Source organism: Ignavibacteriales bacterium (assembly GCA_016700155.1).
Classification (GTDB): domain Bacteria; phylum Bacteroidota; class Ignavibacteria; order Ignavibacteriales; family Ignavibacteriaceae.
The window spans coordinates 836,561-863,038 of the sequence record CP065001.1 but is presented as its reverse complement, the minus strand read 5'-3'; the positions used below and the strand labels follow the sequence as shown (position 1 = coordinate 863,038).

Here is a 26,478-nt window from a genome sequence, read left to right as displayed (position 1 = left end):
TCCTGAATTAATTTCGTTCACTTAAATATGTACCTGAAGTAAGCAGCGTTAATGTTGCCGCCGCGTTTACATTTTTAACAAGAGCTTCCGAATATCGTCTTTGAGCCACTGCAAAATCTTCACTTAATCTTACCAGCTCAAAAGCTGTAATTCTTCCGTTCTGAAATTCAATCATTCCTATTCTTACCTGTTCCTGGGCTGCTTCAACCCCTTCCTGAGCCGCGATAAGCCTGCTATTGCCATGAACCAGTTCGCGGTGAGCGCTTCTTACCTGCTGTTCTAAAATCCGTGAAAGCTCGATATATCTTTGTTCATAATTCATTGCTTCAGCTTCAAGCCTGTCCTTTTCTCCAAGCCCAGGCCTTAATCCGATCGGCAGACTTAATTCAACACCAACACTCCAGCCGGGAAATTTTCTTTTAAATACCTGGCTCAGTACATCTCCAAAACTTCCGTTAGTTGTTGATCTTAATGTGTCTGTGCCGAAAATTACATCCTGAGATTCCCCACCTATACCGGTACTAACTAACGAACCAACAATATCGAGTTTAGGCAGAAATTCCCAATTACCGGCATCAACAAGTGAATTTGCAGACTCCAGTTGCTTTTGCGCTGCAATCAGTTCAAGGTTATTTTTCAGTGCACGCTCAACCAATAAATCAACAGGTTCAACCTCAAAATATGAAGGCGGGCTATCAGTAACTTTAAATCTTACATTATTATCAGTTGGTCGCATGCCAATCAGCGTAGCAAGTAAATCAGATCTTGTATCAAGTTGTTCTTCCCTGTCTATCAGCATTAATTTTTGTTCAGCAAAAAAAGTTTTTGCGCTCGCAACCTGGTTTGGACCAACTAAACCAGCATTATTTCTAAGCTGTGTTTCAGTTAAGAAAGCTTCCGCTCTTTCATAAGTAAGTTTTTGAACTGCATAATCTCTTTCAGCGGTATATAAATTCCAGTACAACTGTTCTGCAACAGCATTAATAGCCAATAATTCCTGTTCATAAAGTGCTTTTGCCGATTCGTAATCAAACTCAGCTTTTGTAAGATTCTTTCTTCCTGATAATGTTAATCCCCTCAGTAACGGCTGCCGGAAACTCAGACTTCCAAAAGCATCATACTCAGGGTTTAGAAATGCAAATTGTGAATTTGTGTTAAGTGTCACTGTATTTAAAGCAAGGTCAAGTTCAGTTCCGAACGGAAGCTTCAATCTCAATCCGGTTTGAGATGTTGTGCGCTCAGTAATAAGAACATCTGCACCGGCAAAAAATGATGCCGTCGGTTCATTCATATCACTGTACATCAGATTAAAATAAAGCTCGGGATCGAATGAACCTCTTTCACGTCTTAATGAACCAAGAGCAGCAAGATAATTAGCTTCAGCACGTTTTAAGAATGTGGCATTTTTCTCAGCCAGTTCTTTGGTTGTGGTTAGAGACAATTCACTTCCATCAAGCTCAGTTAAGATAAGCTGAAGCGCACTATCAGGCTTGATTGAATTCTGAGAAATAAGCGGATAGGAGTGAATTAAAAACAAAAGTATTACAAAACAGAAACACCTGAATTTATTCAGCATAAATTTTCCTTGATTGTTCACAAGATATCTGACAAAACAAAATGACTCAGAGAGAAAAAATATTCTTTCCGGTTCTATCAATAACTATAATTGGGAGATGGTTTGATGTCTGAACAAAGAAAACTGAGTTTTGTATTTCGGGATCGGTATAAAACTGAGACCTGAAGTTTACCTTTGGACTATGGTAACTTTACTGATTCTTTACGAATCGAATTACCAGTTTCTTGTTCAAACAATAACTGTAATACAATAAGATTCTTCTTCCGTACGAGTTTGAGTACTTCGCATAGCAACATTTCTGATCTGATTATTTCAATAACGGAAGGAATAAATATTTTATCGTTTCATTTAAACTTAAAAAAAAATGCGATGAATCAAAGTAAGTTTTTTTAAGTAACAATTTGATAAAACAATCCTTGCCATAAAGAATTTAAATTCGTTTTTCGTTCAATATGAATTTATAATTATAGTTATGTATTAGTAGTGTGTATTTACGACAATCTTCAGGTGATTTTGCGTCATCTTGCATCAAAATAAAAGTGAAAGGATTTTACAGAAATACCGTCAAACTGTTAATATCCCGAATTAATTAACCCGTAAATTGCAACAACCCTATAAATTCATTTTAATTTAAGGGAGATAGTTCTAAATTTATATAAAGTTTAGAAGCCCGGACAAGAAAGTAAACCGCAAGTTCAGTAAATAATGGCGGCGATTGACTAAAAGATGCTGGTTTTCTCACAATTATTTTCAAGTAAAAGAAGTGACAATTATTAATAAGAAGAATTTTTATTTATTAATCATCGCGGCAATAATTCTGTTTCACATTCTTCTGTCTGCACCTTTATCACAATTTGATAAAGTATATAATGATCAGCTTTTTAGGATGAGAGGAGAAGTTGAACAGGATTCTTCCATCATAACACTTTTTATTGATGACGCAATAACAGACTCGCTGGGAAGAGCACCGTTAAAATGGGTTTATTATTCACTGCTGATAAATGCTCTATCACAACTTGAAGTTAAGGCAATCGGTCTGGATGTGGTGTTCGATAGTAAAAGTCCTGATTATCCTTCTCAAACAGGTTGGATACTTTCCTCTGTGAGAAAATCAGGTAAGGTATGCCTTGGTGGCATCTTCAATCAAATTGAAAAACATTTATCTGAAGAAGGAACTGATAAAAAAGATTCTGCTACTATTCCGTTAAGTAAGAATATTTTTTATTCCGGTAAGAATATGGAAGTCCCTTTCAGCAACCTCTTAAATGCGGCTGCCGGATTCGGACATCTTAATTTTGAACAAGGAATTTCAAAACGGAATCTACCGTTATTCATAGTTAACAATGACACTGCTGTCAGTGAATTATATCATAAATCTTTTGTCCCTTCACTTAGTCTTGAACTGGCAAGAGTATATTTTGATCTGCCCGCTGATTCAATAATTACCTCACAGGCAAAAGTGATATTAAAGAATGGAATAAACTCAATTGAAATTCCAGTAGATGAATCTTTAATGCCTATAAATTATTGCGGCGGAGTTAATTCGTTAAACTCAATTGCAATATCGGATTTCCTTCATTTATACAGGGCATATTCTTCAGATAAAAAAGTGCATGAGGAACTTGCAAGATTTAAAGATAAAATTGTATTGATAGGAATGCTGGGAACGAGAAATACTGAATTCGCATCAAACCCGTTTGCAGATGAGTTCCCTTTGATCGGTATTCATGCAAACGCGCTTGATACAATTTTACGCGAAAGATTTATTTCAAAAACTCCATACTGGGTTACGCTTTTATCATCTGTGTTTCTCATTACAATTATTTTTTTCTTTTCTTTCAAAAAACAGATCCTGTTTTCACGCCTTGTCATCAGCGGTGGTTTAATGATCTTGATATACGTGATAGCATCTGTATTACTCTTTACACAAAATATTGCTCTTTCGGGAGAACCGCTTTTTGTGATACTGCTTTCTGTATTTGCAGCCGGAGTATACCAGGTTAATAAACTTCAGAGCCACACAAGATCAATTGAGAAAGAAAAATTAAGTATTGAAGCACTGCTGAATAAGAGTCGTCAAAAAATTCAAAAACTAGAAGAGTCCCTATCGGAGTATAAAAATAACCTGGGCAACGGAACATCATCTGAAATAATTCAGACTTATCTTGATGAAGTTTCTGAAATTGAATCCAGACTTGATGAAGTGGAAGAAGTTAAACCGGTCGTTGATGCTGAAATAAAAAATTTCCATAACATCATACATACAAAGAACAGTAAACTTGTTGAGATAATTAATCTGATTAAAAAAATTGCACCAACCGATGCAACAGTTCTTATACTTGGTGAAAGCGGTACCGGGAAAGAACTTGTCGCAAAGGCAATACATGATCTGAGTGATAGAAAAAATGAAAACTTTATAACTATCAACTGTGGTGCACTCCCCGAGTCATTGCTTGAAAGTGAGTTGTTCGGGCACGAAGAAGGCGCGTTTACCGGCGCAAAAAAAATGCGCAAAGGATTTTTTGAAACTGCGGACAAAGGAACAATTTTTCTCGATGAAATAACTGAAACCAGCGAAATGTTTCAGATAAAACTTTTGCGAGTGCTTCAGTCCGGTGAATTCAACCGTGTTGGCGGCACTAAAACAAATAAAATTGCTGTCAGAATAATTGCGGCATCAAATAAAAATATTGAGACTCTCGTTCGTGAAAAGAAATTCAGGGAAGATCTCTATTACAGGTTGAATGTGATCAAAGTTAAAATTCCGCCTTTAAAATCCCGAAAGTCAGACTTAATTGCGCTGACAAATTATTTTCTTGAGAAAGAAGGGACTTCAAATATCAAATTAGCCGATTCCTCACTTGAAGCATTTTTATCCTATCACTGGCCCGGCAATATCAGGCAGCTTGAAAACGTAATCAAGAGAGCTTCAATTCTTGCGAAAGTTGATAACAGCGGCTTTATTAATCTGAAATATCTTCCTCCTGAAATAATAGGCAGCATGAAAAACAATCAGAATCTTGAAGGAAGAATTTTTGAAAAACTGAATGCAAAAGAATTTTCTCATAGTGCGATTTCAGAAACCGCGGCAGAACTTGGCGGACTTCACAGAAGTACAATTTCTGAATACATCCGCGGAGTTTTCTTCAGAGAGTTTTGCAACAACGAATTTGATTTTGAAAAAACTGTAAGAAGTATAACAACTTCTTCGGATGAAAATGTAAAGACCCGTATAACAAATAAATTGAATGAGTACATCACTAACCTTACGGTTTACATTGATAGGGAAATTCCCATTGATGAGCTAAAGGAAAAGCTTGGTATAAAGTTTAAAAAAATGCCAAACAAATATCATCCATACCTGATAACCCTGATTGAACATTATTACTATGACGAAAATGTTATTCAGAACAAAAACTCTGACAAATTAAATTAAATCGGTCATAGAATAGCTGATAAGCTAAACCACTCATAATTTAAAAACATTTAGTAAGTAGATATGCAGGAATAATCAGATTCCGGCATTCAGCGGGCAATTCCTTCAATTAATAATTTCATTTCTGAACAATAAACAATCAATTTCCCATTGAACCACTTGGCGCAAAATTTGGTTTTCTATGCGTGAGAAAGAATTGAAAACCAAGGTGCAAGGAGGTTACAATGAATAACAAAAAGATGTTCTATCTTTCAGTAATTTATTTTGTAACCCTAATTGCGGCATTTATCTATGCGGGGAATGACCCACCTGAAAAATTAAAAGCAAAAGTGATTATTAATTCTGCTCTGCTGGTGTGGGAGGCACCAGCAGTAACTAAGCCCACGGAATTTCAGTTAAACAATGTTGAGAACATTTCATTAAATAATTTTAACAATCATCCTAAACTAAAATTTTCATCACTGGAAAAGTCTTCAGAAGCACTCTGCACAGTTTCATTACTTAACGACGAATTGAATTATGTGCATAAAGTTGTTTCTGAAAGTAATTCGGGAGTAGGAAACGGCGGCAAAGATAAGCTGAATATGAATACCGGTAAACGATAGTTGATCAGACAGGAAATGATTACATGTTAAAAAATAAATAGCCGTCCATCCAGATCTCCAAAATAATCCGCTCCTCTCCGGTTGGAGCGGGTTTTTTATCAATATGCATTTCAAAAAAAATTAAAGAAGACACAATACATGAATCAAATGTTACTCCCCATTACACCTAAATCAATTATCGGGCTTATTAACTACCAATCAGATGCAATTGTCAGCAAACAGATAATTAAAAGAAACAATGGCTCGGTTACACTCTATGCTTTCGATAAAGATGAGTCGCTTATGGAAAGTTCGACCCCGAATGAAATTATGCTGCTTGTTATAGAAGGCACAATTGAAATAAAAATTAATGGAACCATAAATCATATAAAGATGAATGAGTTTTATCATCTCACTTCAAACATACATTACCTAGTAACTGCCAAAGAAAAAACTAAAGTACTATTCATTGTTATTAAATGAATTTTATGTTCTATAATAATTTTCATGAAATATGTGAGGGATGGTGCCCACTGATTCAAAATCCCGTCTAATAATTTCCCCGTAATCTTATCCTAAAGCATCCGAAATTTGAGTTAAAAATTGCTTCAAAACTTACTAGAGAAATATTATCATTATTGCTTATAAATCCTTATTTTTGGCTGCAAATAAAGGATTTTTGTCTAACCCCAGGACTTTATCTTACTAAGGATTTTTGATGAAATATTTAGAAAACCTGTTCAACCTTAATAACAAAATTATTGTGGTAACCGGCGGCAGCGGCGTAATCGGAAGTGAGCTTGCCAAAGGATTTTTAAAAGCAGATTCAAAGGTGATTTTGCTCGATAAAAATGAAGAAAGACTGATCACAAAAGTAAATGAGCTAAAAAAAATAAATAAAAATACTTTCGGTTATACTTGCGATGTTCTTGATGAATCAAGTATCAGTTCCGTTAATGATTTGATCATAAAAAAATTTAAACGGATAGATGTTCTTGTAAATGCAGCCGGCGGTCAGATTCCGGGCACAACACTAAAACCCCAGCAGCCTGTGTTTGAACTCGGAATAGAAAACTTTAATAAAGTAACCGAACTCAATCTTGTTGGTACTGTTCTTCCTACTTTTGTTATTGGAAAAACAATGGCTAAGCAAAAACACGGCTCAATTATTAATATTTCATCAATGGCGGCGATAAGATCTATAACACGTGTAGTTGGTTATTCTGCGGCAAAAGCAGCGATTGATAATTTTACAAAATGGATGGCTGTTGAACTGGCTCTCAAGTTTGGTGACGGCTTACGCGTTAATGCAATAGCTCCGGGATTCTTTATCACTAACCAGAATAAAAATATTCTCGTAACAAAAAACGGTAAGCTTACACCAAGATCAAAATTGATACTTAAACAAACTCCATTTAAACGTTTCGGAAAACCGGAAGAACTTGTAGGTGTATCGCTATTTCTTGCAAGCGATGCATCACAATTTATAACCGGAACAGTCATCCCTGTTGATGGAGGCTTCAGCGTGTTTAGCGGAGTATAACATTTTATCATTCACTTGGATTAAGCAAAGGAAATAATTTGGCATTTGAAGAAACATGGAGATGGTTTGGTCCAAAAGATCAAATCACTTTAAGAGAAATAAAACAAACCGGTGCAACAGGAATTGTAACAGCACTTCATCAAATCCCTGTGGGTGAAGTCTGGACAGTCGATGAAATTCTTAAAAGAAAAAAAATTGTTGAAGACGAAGGCTTCACCTGGTCTGTTGTTGAAAGTGTTCCCGTTCATGAAGACATTAAGAAGCAGTCAGGAAAGTTTAAGGTATACATTGAAAATTATAAAGAAACTATCCGCAATCTAAGCCGATGCGGAATCAACATCATCTGTTATAACTTCATGCCTGTACTTGATTGGTCACGTACTGATCTGAATGTCATGTACAAAGACGGAGCTATAACAACAAAATTTGAATCCGATACATTTGCGGCATTCGATCTTTTCATACTCAAAAGAGAAAATGCTGAAAACGATTATACATCCGAAAAAATCTCAAGAGCAAAAAAAGTTTTTGAAGGAATGAGTGAATCACAAAAATCCGAATTACAAAAAACTATTTTGTTCGGATTGCCCGGTTCACTTGAAGCATACTCACTTGATGAATTCAGATCTGCACTAAAACAGTACGACGGCATTGGTCACAATGAACTTCGTGCAAACCTCTCTTATTTTTTAAAAGAAGTTACTCCCATAGCAGAAGAATCAGGAGTTTATCTTGCTATTCATCCTGATGATCCGCCATGGTCTTTACTTGGTTTACCGCGTGTTGTAGGCAGTAAAGATGATTTACAATTCATACTTGATTCGTACCAGTCCAATCATAACGGACTTACATTTTGCAGCGGTTCACTCGGCGCGGGCTTCAATAATAATCTGACTGACATTGCAAAAAGTTTTTCTGACAGAATTAATTTTGTTCATCTCCGGAATCTTACAAGAGATGCCGATAATAATTTTATGGAATCGTATCACCTTGAAGGCGATGTTGATATTTATGAAATAATGAAAACACTTCTGACGGAACAAAGAAGACGAGCTGCTCACGGTCAGTTGAATGCAAGAATGCCGATGCGCCCGGATCATGGGCATCTTATGTTAGCTGAACAGCAGAATAAAAATATTTATCCCGGCTATTCTTTAGGTGGAAGAATGAAAGGGCTTGCTGAATTGCGGGGAATGCAGACGGCAATTTTAAGATCATTTGAAAATTAAATACAGGAAATGAAATGAAAGTAGTTACATTCGGTGAAATAATGCTCAGGCTTGCAACACCACAACATCAGAGATTTTCACAAGCAGCAAATTTTGAAGCGACTTACGGCGGAGGCGAAGCCAACGTTGCGGTATCATTAGCAAATTATAAAATACCTGTTGAGTTTGTTACAAGGATTCCGAAGAATGATATAGGTGAGTCATGTTTAATGAATCTGAAAAAGTACGGAGTCAGCACAAACTTTATTGAGCGGGGCGGTGAAAGATTAGGAATTTATTTTTTAGAAAAAGGCGCGGTTAGCCGTGCGAGTAAAGTTGTTTATGACAGATCAAACTCCTCGATATCGCAGGTACAAAAGGGAATGTTCGACTGGGATAAAATATTTAAGGACGTAACGTGGTTTCACTGGACAGGAATAACACCAGCAATTTCACAGGGTGCTGCTGATGTTTGTCTTGAAGCAATCAGCAAAGCAAATGAAAAAGGAATTACAGTTTCATGTGATCTTAATTTCAGAAAAAATCTCTGGAAGTATGGAAAGAAAGCGAACGAAATAATGCCGCAATTAGTGAAAGGCTGTGATGTTATTCTTGGGAATGAAGAGGATGCCGAGATGAGTCTTGGAATAAAACCCGAAGGTGTTGATGTAACCGGTGGTCACGTAAGTGCTGATGCGTACCTGTCGGTTTCAAAAAAAATTATGGAATTATTTCCCAAAGCGAAAAAAGTAATTACCACTCTCAGAACATCAATAAGCGCAGATCACAATAAATGGTCTGGCGTATTATACAACGGTAAAGATTTTTTCACCGCACCAGAATATGACATCACCCACATTGTTGATCGTGTTGGCGGAGGTGATTCATTTATGGGAGGTTTGATTTACGGTCTGCTCACATACAAAGATGATGATCAGAAAGCACTGAACTTTGCTGTTGCAGCTTCATGTTTGAAACATACAATTGAAGGCGACTTCAATCTTGTAACAATAGATGAAGTTGAAAAACTGATGAAGGGTGACGCTTCAGGCAGAGTTTCAAGATAAATTAATTTTATTCCCATTTAGGTTTGATTCCGGGGGCGTATGGAAATTTCAGGCTTTGATAATATTCAAGCGTATGTTGTGGCTTTTCATATCCTTCCGGAATTGGCCGTTTGGAAAAAGTCTGAAAGTAAAGTACACAAGCATCCCGCCACCATTTTGCTTCTTCATACTGAACCTTGAGTAACATTAATACATGATTGAATCTTTCATCATCAATACTGCCTTTTAATGATGACCATGTATTTATCATCTTTCCAACTTCATCAGTTCCTGAATAATACCTGTAACACATTTCATCCCACAAAGTTCTTCCTGATTTAGTTTTATAATTCCAGTCAACATGATGAAACCATAACAGGAATTCTTCCGGACATAATTCAAGTGATGAAAATATTTTTGCAACTTCCGGATGATACTGATCAATTGCATTGCTGCCGGTTTCAGTTCTGTCAAAACCTATTCCCTGTTCATCTGCTTTGTGATAATAAACAGAAGTCCAGTCCGCGCGCTGTTTATCTTTTATCCAGGGTCCCGGTCCGTAGTGATGATCCCATCCCATCTGATGATGTAAACCTAAAGGTGTCATATAATTAACAATCACTTCTCTTGATGACATCATCATATCTTTAACAACATCAACAAATTCTTTATCGTTTGTGAAAGTCATTCTTATCCATTCATCAGCAATTTCTTCTGACGTCAGATTATGATCCCATGCAAGCCTGCCGAAAGCGTACCAGTTTGACTGTCCGAAAATATGACCCGTCCAATTAATATCATTACCAACATTGGAAACTCCCGCAATAGCAGTTAGAGAATGTCCATCAATACTTCCGTCTATAACTTGAGCGACTGCTGAACCTTTTCCATCTGCATATGTATCAGAATCAAAACACTCCTTATACATCGGTGCTAAGTATGCGAGTGTTGTTGCCTGTCCAAGATATTCCTGTGTTATCTGAAACTCCATTGCAAGATTTGTTTCCGGCATAGAACCGAATAAAGGATGAAAAGGTTCACGCGGCTGAAAATCTATTGCGCCATTTTTTATTTGAATAAAAACATTGTCGGAATATTTTCCGTCGTCCGGTTTAAATTCATTGTATGCTTGCTTTGCACGGTCTTCGGGATTTTCATTACTGTAAACAAATGCACGCCACATAACAACTCCGCCAAACGGTTTAAGAGCCTGTGCAAGCATGTTTGCGCCGTCAAGATGAGTTCTTCTATAATCCTGCGGACCCGGTTGACCTTCAGAGTTTGCTTTTACAAGGAACCCGCCGAAGTCCGGAATCAAGCTATAAATTTCTTTTGCTTTTTCATTCCACCAGTTTTGTACTACCTGGTTTAACGGGTCTGCGGTTTTTAATCCGCCAATTTCAATCGGCGCACTGAATCTTGCAGTCAGATATATTTTTATTCCGTACGGGCGGAAAAGATCTGCGAGTGCTTTTACTTTTAACAGGTAAGATGAAGTTAGTATCAAAGCATTTGCGTTAACACTTGTGACGACTGTGCCGTTGATACCTATGCTCGCATTTGCTCTTGCATAGTCAAAGTATCTTTGGTCAATGTAACCCGGAAGCCTGTGCCAGTCAAAGATGGAAAAGCCGGAGTAACCACGCTCAATTGTTCTGTCAAGATTATCCCAATGATTGAGCAGCCTTAGTTTTATTTTGGGTGAGCTTGTTATCGAAATATTTTCAATTAACTGATGAGTTTGTAAAAGGCGAAGGAAATAAAAAACTCCGTAAAGTACGCCAACATCTTTTTTACCAGCGATCAAAATCAAATTCTTCTGTTCATGCTTAATTGATTTAATGATAAATCCTTCATCATTAATTTTTTCGATTTGATCTGAGGGAATTAAATTCCGGATGATTTCAGAGTTATCATAAGCGCCAAGAACAATTGTTCCATTTTGTTCAGAGGAGGATTTTAATAATTCTTTACCGAGCAATCCTTTCAAACCATTTTCCAGTTCTTCGCAGGCAATATTCATTGTAGGAGTTACAGATTCACAAAAGTAACTACTGATTTTGCTTTGATAATTTTCCAACATGTTTTTATTGGTGATCAAATCGTACCGAAGCCATAGCCTGTAACCGTTCTCTGCTTTTAAGTTTGAACAGAAAACTATCGCAAAAAAGATAACTGATAATATTTTTTTCAAAGCAGATTATCCTTTAAAATTTATTTATAAACTTCATCATCACCCGAGTATTCATAAAAATCAAAATGAACTTTATTACTTGTTTGCTGATTATTTGATGTTACATATAATGCAAACATACAGCCAACAAATCCACCGGCTGTTCCGGTACTTAGAAAATTACCATCAACATTTTCTGCAAGTAATTTCCATTCATCATTTATTGAATAGGAGAATGTGTATTTTTCTTTATCGGCAAATATCTTAACAGATATTTTATTGTGACTGTGTCCTTCAGTAATCCTGACAGAATTGATTACTTTATAACTTTCTTCATTACCCGATTTCAAAAGCTGTATAACCTGTTCGCCATTCTCAACTGACTTACAGATTAAATAATAATTTTCTTCATTCTGAAAAATTAACAGCCCGGCTTTTTCATTTTCTGATCCAGGTTTAAACTCAAATGAAGTGCTTGCACTACATTTCAGATGATGCTGTCTTTGCCCGATGAAAGCCGGATTACTTTTTCCGCCGCAAGTTTCAGGTTTCAAATCAAGTGTCAAAATTCCTTGTTCAGAATTTATACTATACCATTTTTCCTTCGGTGTGCGGAGGAACATCCAGTTAAGATCTAACTCCGCATTTTCAAATTCATCCCTGATTGTAAAGTTTCCTCCGTAAGGTCTGATAGAAATGTCATCACCGGATTTAAGTGGTTGCGGATAATGATATTGAACAAGTTCATTCCCGTAATTAATAATTGGCCATTTAATGCCCTCTTCATCTGTAATCCATTTTACAGGAGCTAAAAAAGTTTCTCTTCCAGTATTATACATACCATCGTGTTCAAGAGAATATGGTCGGCAGCCAAGAAATACAGCCCACCAATCACCATTCTCTGTCTGCACAAAATCAGCGTGACCTGTAGATGTAATTGGATTAACTCTTTTCTTATCCAGATGTCGTTGTGTTAAGATCGGATTATCTTTAAAAGGAATATATGGTCCAAAAACATTTTTACTTCTGAATACTACTTCAGAATGCCAGTCAGCAGTACCACCTTCAGCAGCAATGAGATAGTAATGACCGTCAACTTTAAAGATGTGGGGAGCCTCAATCCATATAGGATTTTTGCTCAGATCAGTTCCACCATTAATTATTAATTTTTCTTCACCGACAACTTTGAGATTTTTATAATTGAATTCATACATCCTCAAAGTCCTGTGACCATCATAAAGAGGTTTGTAACCAGGCGCATCGCTGTTATAAATAATGTAAGCTTTACCGTCATCGTCAAAGAAGAGTGAGGGATCAATTCCATTTACTTCAGGAAGCCATACCGGATCGCTCCACGGACCTTCAGCACTTTTTGATGTTACTACAAAGTTGCCGCCGATATCAACAAGAGTACAGGTCACATAAAATAATCCGTCATGAAAACGTATTGCCGGTGCGAACAAACCACGCGAAACTCCCTGTCCTTCAAGATCAAGTTGTTCAGGTGTATTCAAAACATATCCGGTTAATTTCCAGTTAACAAGATCTTTACTTTTGAAAACCGGAAGCCCGGGATAGTATGAAAATGTTGAAGTGACAAGAAAGTATTCATCATTTACTTTGCATATACTTGGATCAGGATAGAATCCTGAAAGGATAGGATTTGCATAGTTAGTATTATGCTGCGCAGAAATTTCTTTACCACAAACGGAGAGCAAAATTATAAGAGAACAAAGGAGTGCACAAAGTCTCTTCAACCTCAACTCTCCGTTTACTGAATATTTTTGTTCACTAATTACTCTGATATTAATTCTTATGTTTAATGTTTACACTTTCCGGCGGACCCAGGTAGGATGGTTTTAATCCTCCCGTATCAATAACAATTTTTTGAAGAACAATACCGGGATCGACCATCCTGAATTTCAAAGTATGTCTTCCATCTGCTGTAATTTCATGTGTTGTAGTCGATGCTATAATATTGTTTCCAACACCTTCATTCCACCATTGGGGATATTTCCAATCCGGAATTTTATTGTCCTTATGAATATCAATCACCTGCGGGGATTCATTATCAAATGAAATTGCATACTGTAATCCATTCTCACTAAAGTTAAGCGTCGGAGAAAAGTATGCTGTTACTTTTAAATTACCTTTTGAGAAAAGATGTATATCATATTCAAGTCGTGGAGAATTTTCGTCAGGCGTAATTCTGCCTGTAGTTACAGGAACCGGAGTTATTGCAGAAAATGTTCTTCCCAAATTCTGGATAACCTGCCAAGTAATTTCATTTGTTTCTACTTTCCTTGAGTAGTTTACAGCTTCAATTGAAACAACCCCATTACTTTCAACAAAACCTGCTATATCATTTTTGCTGTCCGATGGATTAATTATAATCGCATTAATGACAACACTACTTCCTTCAGACCCATTAATTTTTATTTGCACAATATTTTTGCCTGCCGGGGCGTTATCCCAATCGACATCAACAAAAACTCTTTCTTCGGTGTTGATTGTTCCTTTCGACTTGCTAAACTTTATCCACTCTGCACCTGTAGTTAGAGAAAAATTAAACGGAGTTTTACCCTGATTAAAAATTTCAATGTAATATTCCTGTTCAGAAAACTTATCAAACTCAGGAAGGGTTAAATCACTTTTTGAATCAGGGAACCATTCGCCAGAACCTTCAACATATACACCCATTTGCGGTTCAATTTGATTTTCAATTTTCATGACATCTGGCATGATGTTGAAATCAGGCTGCTGCCAGCTTGTGTAACCGATGTGTGTCTGATCCATCATGTGTTTCCATTTACCATCAGCCAGAATGTTATTATAGTAATATGTGATAACCGAATCCTTATCAAATAACTCACACACTTTATCCGCAAGATTATTTGTTTCTACTCTTCCCTGTTTTGCGTAAAGATGATTTTTAGCGACTGTGAAATAAAGTTCATTCAGGTTTGCATGCTTCAACAGGATGATGAACCAACTGGTAATAAGCACTCTTATATTCATCCGGAATTGATTCAAAAATCATTTGTGATTTCGTCAACAACTTATTGTAATCACTGACAACGCTTTCTGCTTCGCGATAATTAATTAGGCTATATGTTTCAGCAGATAACATTTCCGGTTTACGGCGTGAGTTGTACTTTGTATAAGCAGATAATATTTCTGCGATTACATTTGAGTACTCTGAACCAAATTGTTTTTCAGCCCAGTTGATGTAATACTCGGGAAGATTTTCAGCAGAAAATTTTTCAGGATTCCATGCATAATCAAGAAAGAAACTTATTGGAAACTCCATCGGCTTTATGTCGCCGACATTCACAATCCAGATTCTGTCAGCGCCATAAGTATAAGCAAGATTCATTTGTTCCCATACTCTTTCGATCTGAGTTGTGTTGAGCCATTTATAATTTCTTGGTCCGCCTACAAAATCATAGTGATAATAAATTCCATATCCGCCTTTGCGCGGTTTATCATTTAACCCGGGAAGTTTGCGTATGTTGCCCCAGTTATCATCACACAATAAAATTGTTACGTCATCGGGGACTCTCATTCCATTGTCATAATATTCCTGGACTTCTTTATACAATGCCCAGACCTGCGGAATGTTTTCAATGTTTTTCTTCGTAACATCCTTTATTATTTCTCTTTGATCGTTAAGTATCTTTTCAAGAAGCCCGATGTTAGCTTCTTCACTCATTGCTTCATCGCCGTCACCGCGCATTGCAAGTGTAACTATGCTTTCATAGTCGTTCATTCTTTCAATACCATTTCGCCAGAAGTCTTTCAGAGTCTTTTCATTCTTCTCATAATTCCACGGACCTGAACCGTAACGCTGCCATTCAACGTGTGCGCGCATCATCGGTTCGTGATGAGATGTACTGATCACAATTCCGTATTCATCAGCGAGCTTTGGATTAAGCGGATCATCATCATAAAAGGCTCTTCCCCACATTGCGGGCCAGAGAAAATTTCCTTTTAGTCTAAGTATCAGTTCAAAAACATGATCATAAAAATAGTGATTGAATAATTCCGTCCCGAATTTTTCTTTAGCCCACCCGGATAAAGCAGGTGCTTCATCATTAATAAATATTCCCCGGTATTTAACTTTTGGTTCGCCTGAACTATAAACGCCTGGCAAAACATAAATATTTTCTTTTTTCTTAACAGGAACATCTGCCCACCAGTACCACGGGGAGACACCTATCTTTTCTGAAAGATCAAACATTCCGAAAATTGTTCCGCGTTTGTCACTGCCCGCAATTACAAGTGCTTTAGCTACATTCGGAAATGGGTTTTCAACAACCTGGATTAAAAATGATTCCCACTTTCCGGCAATATCATTTACATCAATTTTATTTTCGCTGACTAAATTATCGATCAACCTGTTATTACCAATTGTACCAATTAATATTATTTCTTTTTCTTTAAGAAAACTTTCAGAATTTATTACAACAAGTTGAGGTTCTTTATCAGTTACTTTTTGAATATCTGATTTAAGAATATCCGCAACACGAATAACACCGGGATAATCTTCCTCACTTACATAAATGTTTGATACGTGTGATTCTCGGGCAATAGTAAATGTGTGATCGGATTTTTGTGAAGTTATATAATTAGTCTTTGATTGTGCAAAATGAAATGATTGGGAGACAATGAACAGAAAGAAAGTGAAATAGAGTAAAAAATTCAGACTTAATATTTCTTTTACAATCTCTTTCATTATAATCTAAAAGTTATCAGTTCTGAATGGAGATGCTAAAAGATTTTCTTTATTACATAAGTTGGCACCATCAGGATTATCAGCCCAGGCATAACGTACCGCAACAGGATTTTTAACTTTATCGCTCCACACAATTACTTGATCATCTTCTATTTTTGCATTTGCCCAGACAAAATTTTTATCCTCACCGGCAATTGAAAAATATTTCAGTTTTTTACCGTCACTTGTTTTTAATCCGCTTCCTGTATTTGTAAATGATATTATAACTTTAGCATCTTCAACTTTCATCGAATTATATATCGGACCGGAATAAACAACATCATTTTTTCCATAAGCAACTTTTTGTGCAGCTATAAATAATCGTTCACCAACATCTTTTTTATTTAACGGGTGAATATCATTCCATTCACCGATATCAATTGTAACTGCCATTCCTGTATTCTTGACAGACAATGTTTTTAATTGTGCTTCACGTATCCGCGCCCAGCCGCTTTCAGCAGGTTCATCTTTTGTTTCCATAAAATTGGGAAGCTGCACAAACAAAAAAGGAAAATCTCCCTGCTGCCATTTCTCTCTCCAGTTTTTTATTAATGAGGGAAACAACTTTGCGTACTCATCCGGATTATCAACATTAACTCCTGCTTCGCCTTGATACCAGATGGCTCCTTTAATTTTATAATTTAACAGCGGCGCTATCATTCCATTATACAATCCAAGCGGCTTCCATCGAATAAAAGTTTCAGGAGCTAACGATTTCATTTCCGCACCAAGTTTATACTGCCATAAACCTGTTAAATCGATTGTAGAATTTTCTGCAACAATGTTGTAATCTTTGTCAGGTACAAATCCTCCACTGCCTGAATTATTAATTACACGAATAACAATTGTGTTTTCACCTTGCCTAAAAACACCTTCAGGAATTTTGTAACGCCTTGGCGGATATTGATAACTTGTTGTTCCGATAAAAACTCCGTTTACATAAACTGAATCAGCGTCAACTATTCTTCCAAGAAATAGTTTTACTTCTCTCCCAGCTAAGGTGGCTGGGACATCAAAATTTTTTCTGAACCAAACCACTCCGTTTTTCAAACCAAGGTCTGTACTTTCAGCCCAGTAACCGGGTATATTCATACTTTTCCAGTCCGAAGTATTCAAATTGTTTTCATACCAACGTGGTGAACCTTGAATGCCTTTATCTTTTTTCCAAAGTTCCGCATACCATTTATTTATTCTTTGTTTATCCGATTCAATTATCTGGTTTACAAAGTTATCATCTTTAAACTTTATGGCTTCTGAATATTGTTCAGGAAAATCAATTAAAGCCTCTTCACTCATCCACGCTTGAACAGGTGAGCCGCCAAGACTTGCATTGATAAGTCCGACCGGAATTTTATATTCCTCATAAATTTTCTTTGCAAAGAAATAAGCAACGGCAGAGAATGTTAATACGTTCTTAGGATTTGCTTTCTTCCATTCACCTGCATGAAGATCGCTCATTGGCGTATTAAAATTATATCTGTCAGGGACTTCGAATTGGCGTATAAAAGAATTTTCTGAGTTAGCTATTACATCTTCATACAACGGGCTTGCGCGTTCCATTGTCAATTCCATATTTGATTGACCTGAACAAATCCAAACATCCCCAATAAGAATATCTTTAATGATAATTCTATTGCTTGATGAAATAGTCATATCATAAGGACCACCTGCTTCAAGTTCAGGAAGAACAATTTTCCATTCGCCTTTTGAATTTGCTTCGGTTGAATATGAAGCATCCAGAAAATTAACGACAACATGTTCACCAGCAGAAGCCCAACCCCAGATGTAAAGCTTGACATCGCGCTGGAGTATCATTCCATCGCTAATAAGTTTTGGTAATGTTACCTGTCCATAAGCAGGAAGAATAAAGAGCGCTAGCAGCAGACAGATTTTTTTCAGCATAGTTTTTATCCTACTTCAATAGCAATAATTTTTTTGAACTGATATAATTACCTGCACTGATCCTGTATATATACGTCCCTGAAACTAAATCAGATAAATCAACATTGATCATATATGTGCCCTTATCGAATTCGCTGGTTGAAAGCACTTTCACAATTTGTCCAAGCATATTTATCAGTTCAAGTTTAACAAAACTTCTTTCAGCAACACTGAATTCAATAGTCGTCGCCGGATTAAACGGGTTAGGATAATTCTGTTCAAGACTGAATTGTAAAGGCAATGAATTTCCCTCATCAACATCAGTCACCTGTTCGCCGGTTGTAAATGTTGCTGAAGTGGAATAAGGACTTGTTCCCTGAGGATTTGCCGCACTAACTTGCCAGTAGTGAAATTGGTTTGCTGCAAGAACACTCGTTTGTATTGTTGTATCGCTAAGAGTAGAATCAAAAACAACATTTGTAAAATTTGAATTTGTTGCTACCCGAACTCTATATGAAGTAGCAGTTTCTGATGAATGCCATGTAAGAACAGGATTGCGCGGTTCATTACTTGTCCCGTTAGGTGAAATAAGTACAGGTCTGAAAGGTGCACGAAGATAATTTTTCAACCACACCATTGCGGGACGTTCTGCAAGTCGATCATCTAACAAATAAGCATTCGTCTGCCAGATTTCAAATTGAACATAACCCCATAATGTAATTCCAACTACTCCGGGATGTTCATACAACGCAGGGAAGATTGATTGATACTTCGTCAACTGCGTGTTATCATTTGCTTCGTTAATGTCAAACTCAGATATATAGATTGGCAATCCTGTGTTAGCAAGATTAGTAAGATTGTTAACCAAAGTATTAAGTGAAGCACCGCCGTTCACTTCAAAATTATGACCCTGAACTCCGATACCATCAATCAGTCCCCTGTCTTTCAACAGATTTATGATCTGAATAAAATTTGCATTGGCAGTATTATCATTGATTACACTATACTCATTAATATGAAGTTTTGTACCGGGCGATAAATATTGTCTCGCAAGTTCAAACGATTTGATAACCCAGTCCCAGCCGGTCGTACCGTCACCGCCAAGTGCATCTTTATAAGAAGGCGGATCGTGCAGCGGTTCATTAACAACATCACAAAAATCTGCATCAGGATATCTTTGTCCAACGAGTGTAATCCATTCAACAACTTCTTCATACTGACTCGCTGAATCAAGACTGCTTATCCATCCGGGTTCCTGGTTTCCCCAGATCAATGTATGATGTTTATACGGGAAGTTATGGTTGAGTGCATAGTTGTAAATGTTATCTAGTTGAGTCCAGTTATAGTTATCCTGGCTTGGTTCAGCACTACCCCATTTGCCTGCGTTCTCAGCGGTAACCTGGTTCCAGTAATCATCAAAGTTAGCACGGATATTATTGCCATCGCGAACAATGTTCCCTACAAATTTTGGTTTGTTGATTGCCATCTGCGCAAACGACAGATCAGTACAAAGAATAAGGAACAATGTAACTGTTAATATTTTCTTTAAAAATAATTTCTTCATTTTCATAATTGATCTCCGGAACATTATTGAACAAAAATTTTATTCATCGAATTGATATGCGCCAATGTAAGGTTTTACTTTTCCACTCAACCTGACTGCCTTCATAATATTATCAGGAAGTGTTGATCCATTAATTCTCTTATAGTTTTTTGAAAGTTGAAAATTTCCAAGCTCAACACTTTTGAATAATGTACCCTGAAAATCAAAAACGTTACTGCTCTTTAAAAGATAACCGGGATATAAATTTTTTAATTCATCTATTGAGTTGAACGCTGATTGGCATTTGTCATTATTTGCCGGACTCCATAATATCATTGAAGATTTTTTCTTATCTGAGTTATATACAAATTCATTGTAATCAAACTTAGCTAACTGGTCTTTACTCAATTTTGAACAAAGTGATACCGGCTGCCAGACAAACATCAATGGTCTGTTAAAATTTTCACTGCAGTACATAAGGTTGTTTACAAACTCGTGTCCGAATCGTTCATCAACATCAGGACCCGTTGCTGGATGCCAACCAAAATGATCACCCTGCGCACTTCGTTCATTTCTTCCAAAGCAAACTATGCTGTTGTAAAAAGTATTGTTATATACTTTAACATCAGAAGCATTAAGAACCATAATCCCATGATCGCAATTAACAAAAACATTCCCGGCACAAACAGCACCTTTTGAAATCTCAAAGAAGAAGCCGTTATCACTTGGCCAGACCTGGTCGGTTCTGATTTCATAATCATTTCTTCCGACATCCTGTATCCAGTTGTTGACAAATACACCATCCACATTACCTACATCGTACCAGATGCCATTTGAATTTGGGAGTTCTGTAACAAGATTATCTCTGCATGTTACGCGGTAAGATTGATTGAATATTTTTACTGCGGCAGGATAGTAACCTGTGATGTTCTCGATGTTGTTTCTTGTAAAAATATTTTTTTCAAGCAGCACATCATTTGATGCGATGACATAAATACCTTCTGTACTTGTGTCACTTATCCTGCAATGACGGATAACAAGTGAATCACCTCTGAAATATCCGGCGACTCTTGAGCAAAAAGTAATTGAACAATTTTCAAACGTTGTTCCTATTACTGCTTTGCCATGATCTTTTTCATTTGAAATACCTTCGGGTTCTGTTCCTTCAATTTCAATTGCCCTGTAAGCATAATGAGTGAACGTAATTCCTTTTATCACCGGACCTTTTTTATCAGTTTTTTTTCCGTTGACATCTTTGGTTGTTCTGATTAGCGCAGCATCAAATGCGGTTATTTCGATCAGTTTGCTAGAAGGATCAGTTCCTATATAAACTGTACCGGATTCATAATCGATATAAAAAGAATTTTCATCAACCTCGCCTTCCCATCCTGCTGATTGAAGAAATTTTCCGTCAACAAAAACCATATCATTATTGAATTTGTGAAGCGGTGTTTTTTTCCCTTCACGATTTCTCCGCCACCAGTCAGCGGGTTTTTCGGGGAAGAGATAATTCCATTTGGTAGTCCATAACCCGTTGCCAAGATTTTCCCATTTATCAGCAACATAAGTTCCTTTAACAATAACTTTTTCATCAAGGTATGGTTGTATAGTTATTCCCTGGTTGAAAATTAAATTGCCTGTCCTGTATGTTCCGCCTCTAAGAATTATTGCATCACCAGAATTTGCATTTTGAAAAGCCGACTCAATGGTAGTTGGATTTGTTATTGATTCACCGTTACTCTTAATGCTTCCATCAACTGAAACATAAATAATACTACCGCTTACATTTGGTAATTCATATGTCTGATGAATGGGTCCGTATGGTCCCCCTGAAGGTTGCGCTACTAATAAATTTATAGATAGTAACACAACCAACAGTGTAGGAAAAACTAAATGGTGAAATTTTATTTTCATCTCCTGAACAATTTTATTTTATAAAATGGATTACTTCATTAATATCATTTTATTTGTTTGGGTAAAACTTCCTGCTTCAAGTCTGTACATATAAATACCGCTTGGTAGAGATGCAGCGTTAAAAATACTTTCGTAGAATCCTGCTTGTTTGTAACCTTCAAACAACACGGCTATTTCTTCGCCAAGTAATGAATAAACTTTTAGCGAAATATATCCGCTCTCCGCAAGTGAATAATTAATTTTTGTTTCAGGATTAAAAGGATTCGGATAATTCTGTTCAAGTGTGAATGAAACAGGTACATCGGCTAAATCATTAACAGAGGTTATTAATTGAAGACCTTCAATTCCATCCTGTAAATTTGTATAAGCTTCCTCCAGTGCATCTGCTGCAGAAAGATTAACTGTATAATTTGTATTTGTCACTGTAACGGCGGCAGTTAAGTACGCCTGTAATTGACTCCATGATTGCGGAGTGTAATTAATTTCTGTCAGTGTATCGCAATAAGCATACAGCGAATCAAGTCCGTTGAAATAATTTCCTACATCTACAACATCGAAAAAAGCCGGTTTACATTTGTTGAGTGTATTCCACAGCGATGAAGCCTGGTTTGTTTTGAATGTCCACTGATCATTTAAACCATCTTTTGAAACACTGATGATTTTACCGCGACCCGAAAAAAAACTTCTTTCAACAAAACATTTAAATAATTGTCCGTACTGGTTTGCCTGAAGCTGTAAAACAGAAGCTGATGGATTTGCTGATCCTGTTGTTACATCAAGTTCTGTGACAGCCATTTCATCACAGATAGGATAAAATTTATTGTACGAAGCTATCCAGTCAGTTGCAGTCGGATAATACAGATCATCATGTTCCTGCATACCGATACCATCAAGCAACCCGGCTTGATATATAGGTGTGAGAAGTCTTACGATGCCGTCAGCTTTTCTCGAACTGTGCGTGTTATAGTCATTGTAATATAATTTCATTTGAGTTTCACCGTACTGATTGCAATAGTTTCTTGTGAACTCAAAAGCTTTCATGATATATGTGCTATCTCCGAAAGTTGTATACCATTCGTTATTTGTTGTTCTTACGTTACCGGAATTATCATCGATCGCTTCATTCACTACGTCCATTGCACTAAGTAAACCGGGCCAGGTTTCGTGGAGTATTCTTATGACTTCTTTTATAAAATTTTCCATCCGCTGAGTCATCTTCTCTTTTGTAAGTCTGACTCCACCCGCAGTATAACCGGAACGGAAAAATGCAGTTCCGGGAGTTTGACTATGCCAGACTAACGTATGACCGCGGAAAGTAAATCCCTGTCGTTTAGCCCAATTCAACTGAGCAATAATATTTCCGTTGAATGTAATTACAGGATGAATATCAATTGAATCCCTTTCCTGTTGATTGGAAGCTGAACTATATGCATTCGCACTCGCGGTTATATCAACAATGTACGCGGGCTTCATCCAGTTGCCCGGGCTCATAGAATTCATATGATACTTAATCAGATATCCACCGTTAGCAGCAACTACATTTGACTGACCGGGTACATACGGATCAGTAGGAAAACCAACGTGAGCATACGAGAGAAGACAGCCGATATAAAAATCATCACTGAATACATCTTTAAGATGCGGAACATTTGTTTCAATTGTATCTGATTGTGCACTGGCATTTGCTGAAAGCATCAGCAAGATCAAAACTATTAACGCAGAAAAATTAATTTTAAAGAAGGATTTTAACGAAACTCTCATTTTGCAGCCTTTCCGGTAATGAACATTCAGGATTTCAACTCAATTTTATATCTGCCGGAAATTATCATTTTTCATGCGGAATTTTTTCCGGGCAGTTGAAGCAAAAGAACTAAGCATTACCTGAAATAATTTTGAGCCGAAATAAAAAGTAGTTACAAAAAAGATTCAGCTCTTATTGAAAACTTATTAAAAAAAACGCATTCATAATTCTAAAAAAAGAGCCTGTCCATGATCTACGGACAGGCTTCTACAAAATAGATCCCTTATCCTGCTGTTATTTCAGAGTAGGATAAGAAGTCTTTCATTATTTCACTAACAATAATTTTTTAACACTAACAAAATCACCGGTATCAAGTTTATAGAAATAAACACCCGATGCCAGGTTTGAAGCATTAAAATGTACTGTATGTGTACCAGCACTGAATTCACCTGATGCAAGTCTTGCAACTTCCTTACCGAGTACATCATAAACAACCAGGTTAACTTCGCCGCTTCTCGGTAAAGCAAACTGAATTGTTGTAGCCGGGTTAAACGGATTCGGGAAGTTTTGTTTCAGATCGTATGCTGCAGGTATCTGACCGTCAAATTCGTCTTCAATACCTGTAACATCTTCACGATCAACAAATACATCGATGACTTTCATTGAAGTTGTTGTACTTCCTTCCCAACTGTTAAGCGCGAAGTAAATACCATTGAACTTCTCGGTTGCGATGACATTGTGATAATCTAATTTTGTTCCGCTGAATGTATAGCTTCCATCATCCTTAGCGAGATTGAAAATTATTTCATTAGCAGGACCAACATCAGCAACACTTATTGAGAAGTCATAAGTGCCCGGTCCGGCAACAGCATTTGCAGGCTGCTGACCATTTGCACCAAGTACATAACTCTGAGATCCGTTTGTCATCAGCCAGGTTGAATTAATTACACCGCCGTATGAACCGGCACCGCCGACACCAGCCCAGATGGGAAGTTCATTAGTACCGCTTGGAGGTAAGAATAAATATCCGGAGTGGTTGTCTTCTGAACCTGTCCACCTTGCCAAAGTTGTATCTCCGTCAACTACGTTACCGGGATTTTCTCCGTAGAATAATCCATAACGTAATCCGCTCCATCCTTCAAAACCGCCGCCTTCAAAAATCATTTTTCCGGTGAAGGTTATTTTTCTTCCTGCTGAAATATCAACAGTACTTATTAGACCGCCGCGCATTGCAACCCAGTCTGTATTAGGCTGAGTTCCGCCGGCTCCCGCATTACCAATTACTGCGCCGGGTAAGAAATCCCATCCGCCTGTTCTGTCACCCATAAATCCCCATGAATCAAGATAGTAACCTTGCCATGGAGCTTCAGGTACATTAATAGGATCACCGAGATCAATAAAAACATCTGTCAGGTTTACACCGGTTATTCCTGTTGTTCCGATATCATTGCCGGGATTTATTCCGAATACAATTCCGTTATAAACATCAGACCCTCTTGAAGATGTATCTATGTGAGTTCCGCCGAACCAGTAACTGTTATCATCTTTTATAATGTACCACCTGATTTCGTGAGTGCCGTCACCCATAGGTCTTACTGAGAAAGCCCAGTTGTATGTACCGGCGCTCATTGGTGCACGAGCCGGTGCCTGGTTGATAACACCCATTGTGTAGTTACCACCGCTGAATGTGCTTATCCAGCTTCCGCCGTTTACTGACCACTGTGTACCGTTACCGCTGTTGCCGCTCACCTGGTCATTCGTACCGCTATGAGGAGTGAACATAAAACCATAGGCATCATTCTCTTTACCGGATACAAACATTGCTGTATCTGTTCCCGGGTTTACAATTCTTCCCCAACGGGCTGTATCGGTGTTAGCATATTGCACCGTGCCGGCGCTGTCATGTCTGAATAAACCATATCGTAATGCGCTCCAGCTTGTTGGACCTCCGCCTACGAATTCTACTTTACCTGTTACAATGATTGCTCTTGTCGGAGTAGCCGTTAATGGTTCAATGAAACCACCTCGCAAAGTAGCCCATGCACCACTTGGTGTTGAACCTGTTCCGCCCATTCCGCAGTTACCTATAACACCACCCGGAATGATTGGCCAGCCATGTCTGTTAATTGAACCCCAATCCTCAACATAGAATGGTTCGAATGGAGCTTCCGGAATCGTTATTGGTGTACCAAGACTTGCCTGAACTTCAGATAAGTTTACTTGGGTTAATCCTGTTGTACCAATATCGTTGCCGGGGTTAATACCGAATACAACTCCATTATATGAATTGGAACCGACTGATGATGTGTCGATCCTGATTCCGCCGAACCAGTAACCGTTATCTTCTTTAACGATGTACCATCTTACTTCGTGAGTGCCATCACCCATTGGTCTGACTGAGAAAGCCCAGTTGTAAATGCCTGCACTCATTGGTGCGCGAGCTGGTGCCTGGTTAACAACACCTAAAGTATAGTTACCTCCGCTGAAAGTACTTATCCAGCTTCCTCCGTTTACTGACCACTGCGTACCATTTCCGCCGTTACCGCTTACCTGGTCATTTGTTCCGCTGTGCGGCGAGAACATATATCCGTAAGCATTGTTTTCTAAACCTGACCAGCGGACGGTATCAGTATTCAGATTTATCAAAGTACCCGCACTATCATGTCTGAAAATTCCATAGCGCAATGCGCTCCAGCTTGTTGGACCTCCGCCTACGAATTCAACCTTACCTGTAACAACAACCGCATTTGTTGTTGTAGCAGTTAGAGGCGCAAATCCACCGCGCAAAGTTGCCCAGGCGCCTGCAGGTGGTGAACCCGTTCCACCCATTCCGGCATTTCCCGGGGTTGTACTGTTGATTATAGGCCAGCCATGTCTGCCAATCGATCCCCACTGATCAATCGGAGTCTGTGCCATGGAAATTTCACTAAACACAAAAAGTGCAATTACCAGAGTTACTAGTGTAGATATAACTCTTTTCATGACGCTCCTTCCTTATAGTTGTTTATAATTTTCCGAATGTTAATGAACTGTTTTTTTTTCAATAAATATTTTGATGA

The 26,478-nt window shown here is 37.6% G+C and carries 14 protein-coding genes and 1 pseudogene; 6 read left to right on the top strand and 9 right to left on the bottom strand.

Annotation, left to right across the window (positions count from 1 at the left end; genetic code table 11):
- Positions 1–7 precede the first annotated feature (7 nt).
- Entirely contained in the window at positions 8–1,576 is a 1,569-nt protein-coding gene (locus IPM56_03440; GenBank protein ID QQS37020.1) for a TolC family protein, read from the bottom strand.
- A gap of 763 nt (positions 1,577–2,339) precedes the next feature.
- Between IPM56_03440 and IPM56_03435 the strand changes: the two genes are divergently transcribed.
- From IPM56_03435 to IPM56_03410, 6 genes are all read left to right on the top strand, one after another.
- Positions 2,340–5,012 (top strand): sigma 54-interacting transcriptional regulator, encoded by a 2,673-nt coding sequence (locus IPM56_03435; protein ID QQS37019.1) that lies wholly within the window; start codon positions 2,340–2,342, stop codon positions 5,010–5,012.
- Between the two features lie 224 nt (positions 5,013–5,236).
- The gene (locus IPM56_03430; GenBank protein ID QQS37018.1) at positions 5,237–5,617 is read left to right on the top strand and encodes a hypothetical protein; all 381 of its coding nucleotides are present in this window, start codon (positions 5,237–5,239) and stop codon (positions 5,615–5,617) included.
- A gap of 147 nt (positions 5,618–5,764) precedes the next feature.
- Positions 5,765–6,079, top strand: coding sequence for a cupin domain-containing protein (locus IPM56_03425; GenBank protein QQS37017.1), 315 nt, complete (start codon positions 5,765–5,767; stop codon positions 6,077–6,079).
- Positions 6,080–6,314: 235 nt separating this feature from the next.
- Positions 6,315–7,139 (top strand): SDR family oxidoreductase, encoded by an 825-nt coding sequence (locus IPM56_03420; protein QQS37016.1) that lies wholly within the window; start codon positions 6,315–6,317, stop codon positions 7,137–7,139.
- A gap of 38 nt (positions 7,140–7,177) precedes the next feature.
- Positions 7,178–8,368 (top strand): mannonate dehydratase, encoded by a 1,191-nt coding sequence (gene uxuA, locus IPM56_03415; GenBank protein QQS37015.1) that lies wholly within the window; start codon positions 7,178–7,180, stop codon positions 8,366–8,368.
- Positions 8,369–8,382: 14 nt separating this feature from the next.
- On the top strand, positions 8,383–9,414 hold the full coding sequence (locus IPM56_03410; protein QQS37014.1) for a sugar kinase: 1,032 nt from the start codon (positions 8,383–8,385) through the stop codon (positions 9,412–9,414).
- A 7-nt stretch (positions 9,415–9,421) separates the two neighbouring features.
- Here the strand turns inward: IPM56_03410 and IPM56_03405 are convergent, their stop codons facing one another.
- The 8 genes and pseudogenes from IPM56_03405 to IPM56_03370 all read right to left on the bottom strand — a co-directional run bounded on the left by IPM56_03405 (position 9,422) and on the right by IPM56_03370 (position 26,401).
- Positions 9,422–11,587, bottom strand: a complete 2,166-nt coding sequence (locus tag IPM56_03405) for an alpha-glucuronidase (GenBank protein QQS37013.1) — start codon at positions 11,585–11,587, stop codon at positions 9,422–9,424.
- A gap of 20 nt (positions 11,588–11,607) precedes the next feature.
- Complete coding sequence (locus IPM56_03400; protein ID QQS37012.1) at positions 11,608–13,323, bottom strand: glycoside hydrolase family 43 protein; 1,716 nt, start codon at positions 13,321–13,323, stop codon at positions 11,608–11,610.
- 49 nt (positions 13,324–13,372) lie between these two features.
- Positions 13,373–16,301: pseudogene (locus tag IPM56_03395) on the bottom strand (glycosyl hydrolase 115 family protein).
- Between the two features lie 6 nt (positions 16,302–16,307).
- A complete protein-coding gene (locus IPM56_03390) occupies positions 16,308–18,242 on the bottom strand; it encodes a beta galactosidase jelly roll domain-containing protein (protein ID QQS37011.1) in 1,935 nt (644 codons plus the stop codon).
- A 10-nt stretch (positions 18,243–18,252) separates the two neighbouring features.
- On the bottom strand, positions 18,253–19,791 hold the full coding sequence (locus IPM56_03385) for an endo-1,4-beta-xylanase (protein ID QQS37010.1): 1,539 nt from the start codon (positions 19,789–19,791) through the stop codon (positions 18,253–18,255).
- 33 nt (positions 19,792–19,824) lie between these two features.
- Positions 19,825–21,678 carry a right-handed parallel beta-helix repeat-containing protein gene (locus IPM56_03380; protein QQS37009.1) on the bottom strand — a complete coding sequence of 618 codons (1,854 nt, stop codon included), beginning with the start codon at positions 21,676–21,678 and terminating at the stop codon, positions 19,825–19,827.
- Positions 21,679–21,708: 30 nt separating this feature from the next.
- Positions 21,709–23,439, bottom strand: coding sequence for an endo-1,4-beta-xylanase (locus tag IPM56_03375; GenBank protein QQS37008.1), 1,731 nt, complete (start codon positions 23,437–23,439; stop codon positions 21,709–21,711).
- Positions 23,440–23,743: 304 nt separating this feature from the next.
- On the bottom strand, positions 23,744–26,401 hold the full coding sequence (locus IPM56_03370; GenBank protein QQS37007.1) for a T9SS type A sorting domain-containing protein: 2,658 nt from the start codon (positions 26,399–26,401) through the stop codon (positions 23,744–23,746).
- Positions 26,402–26,478: the final 77 nt, after the last annotated feature.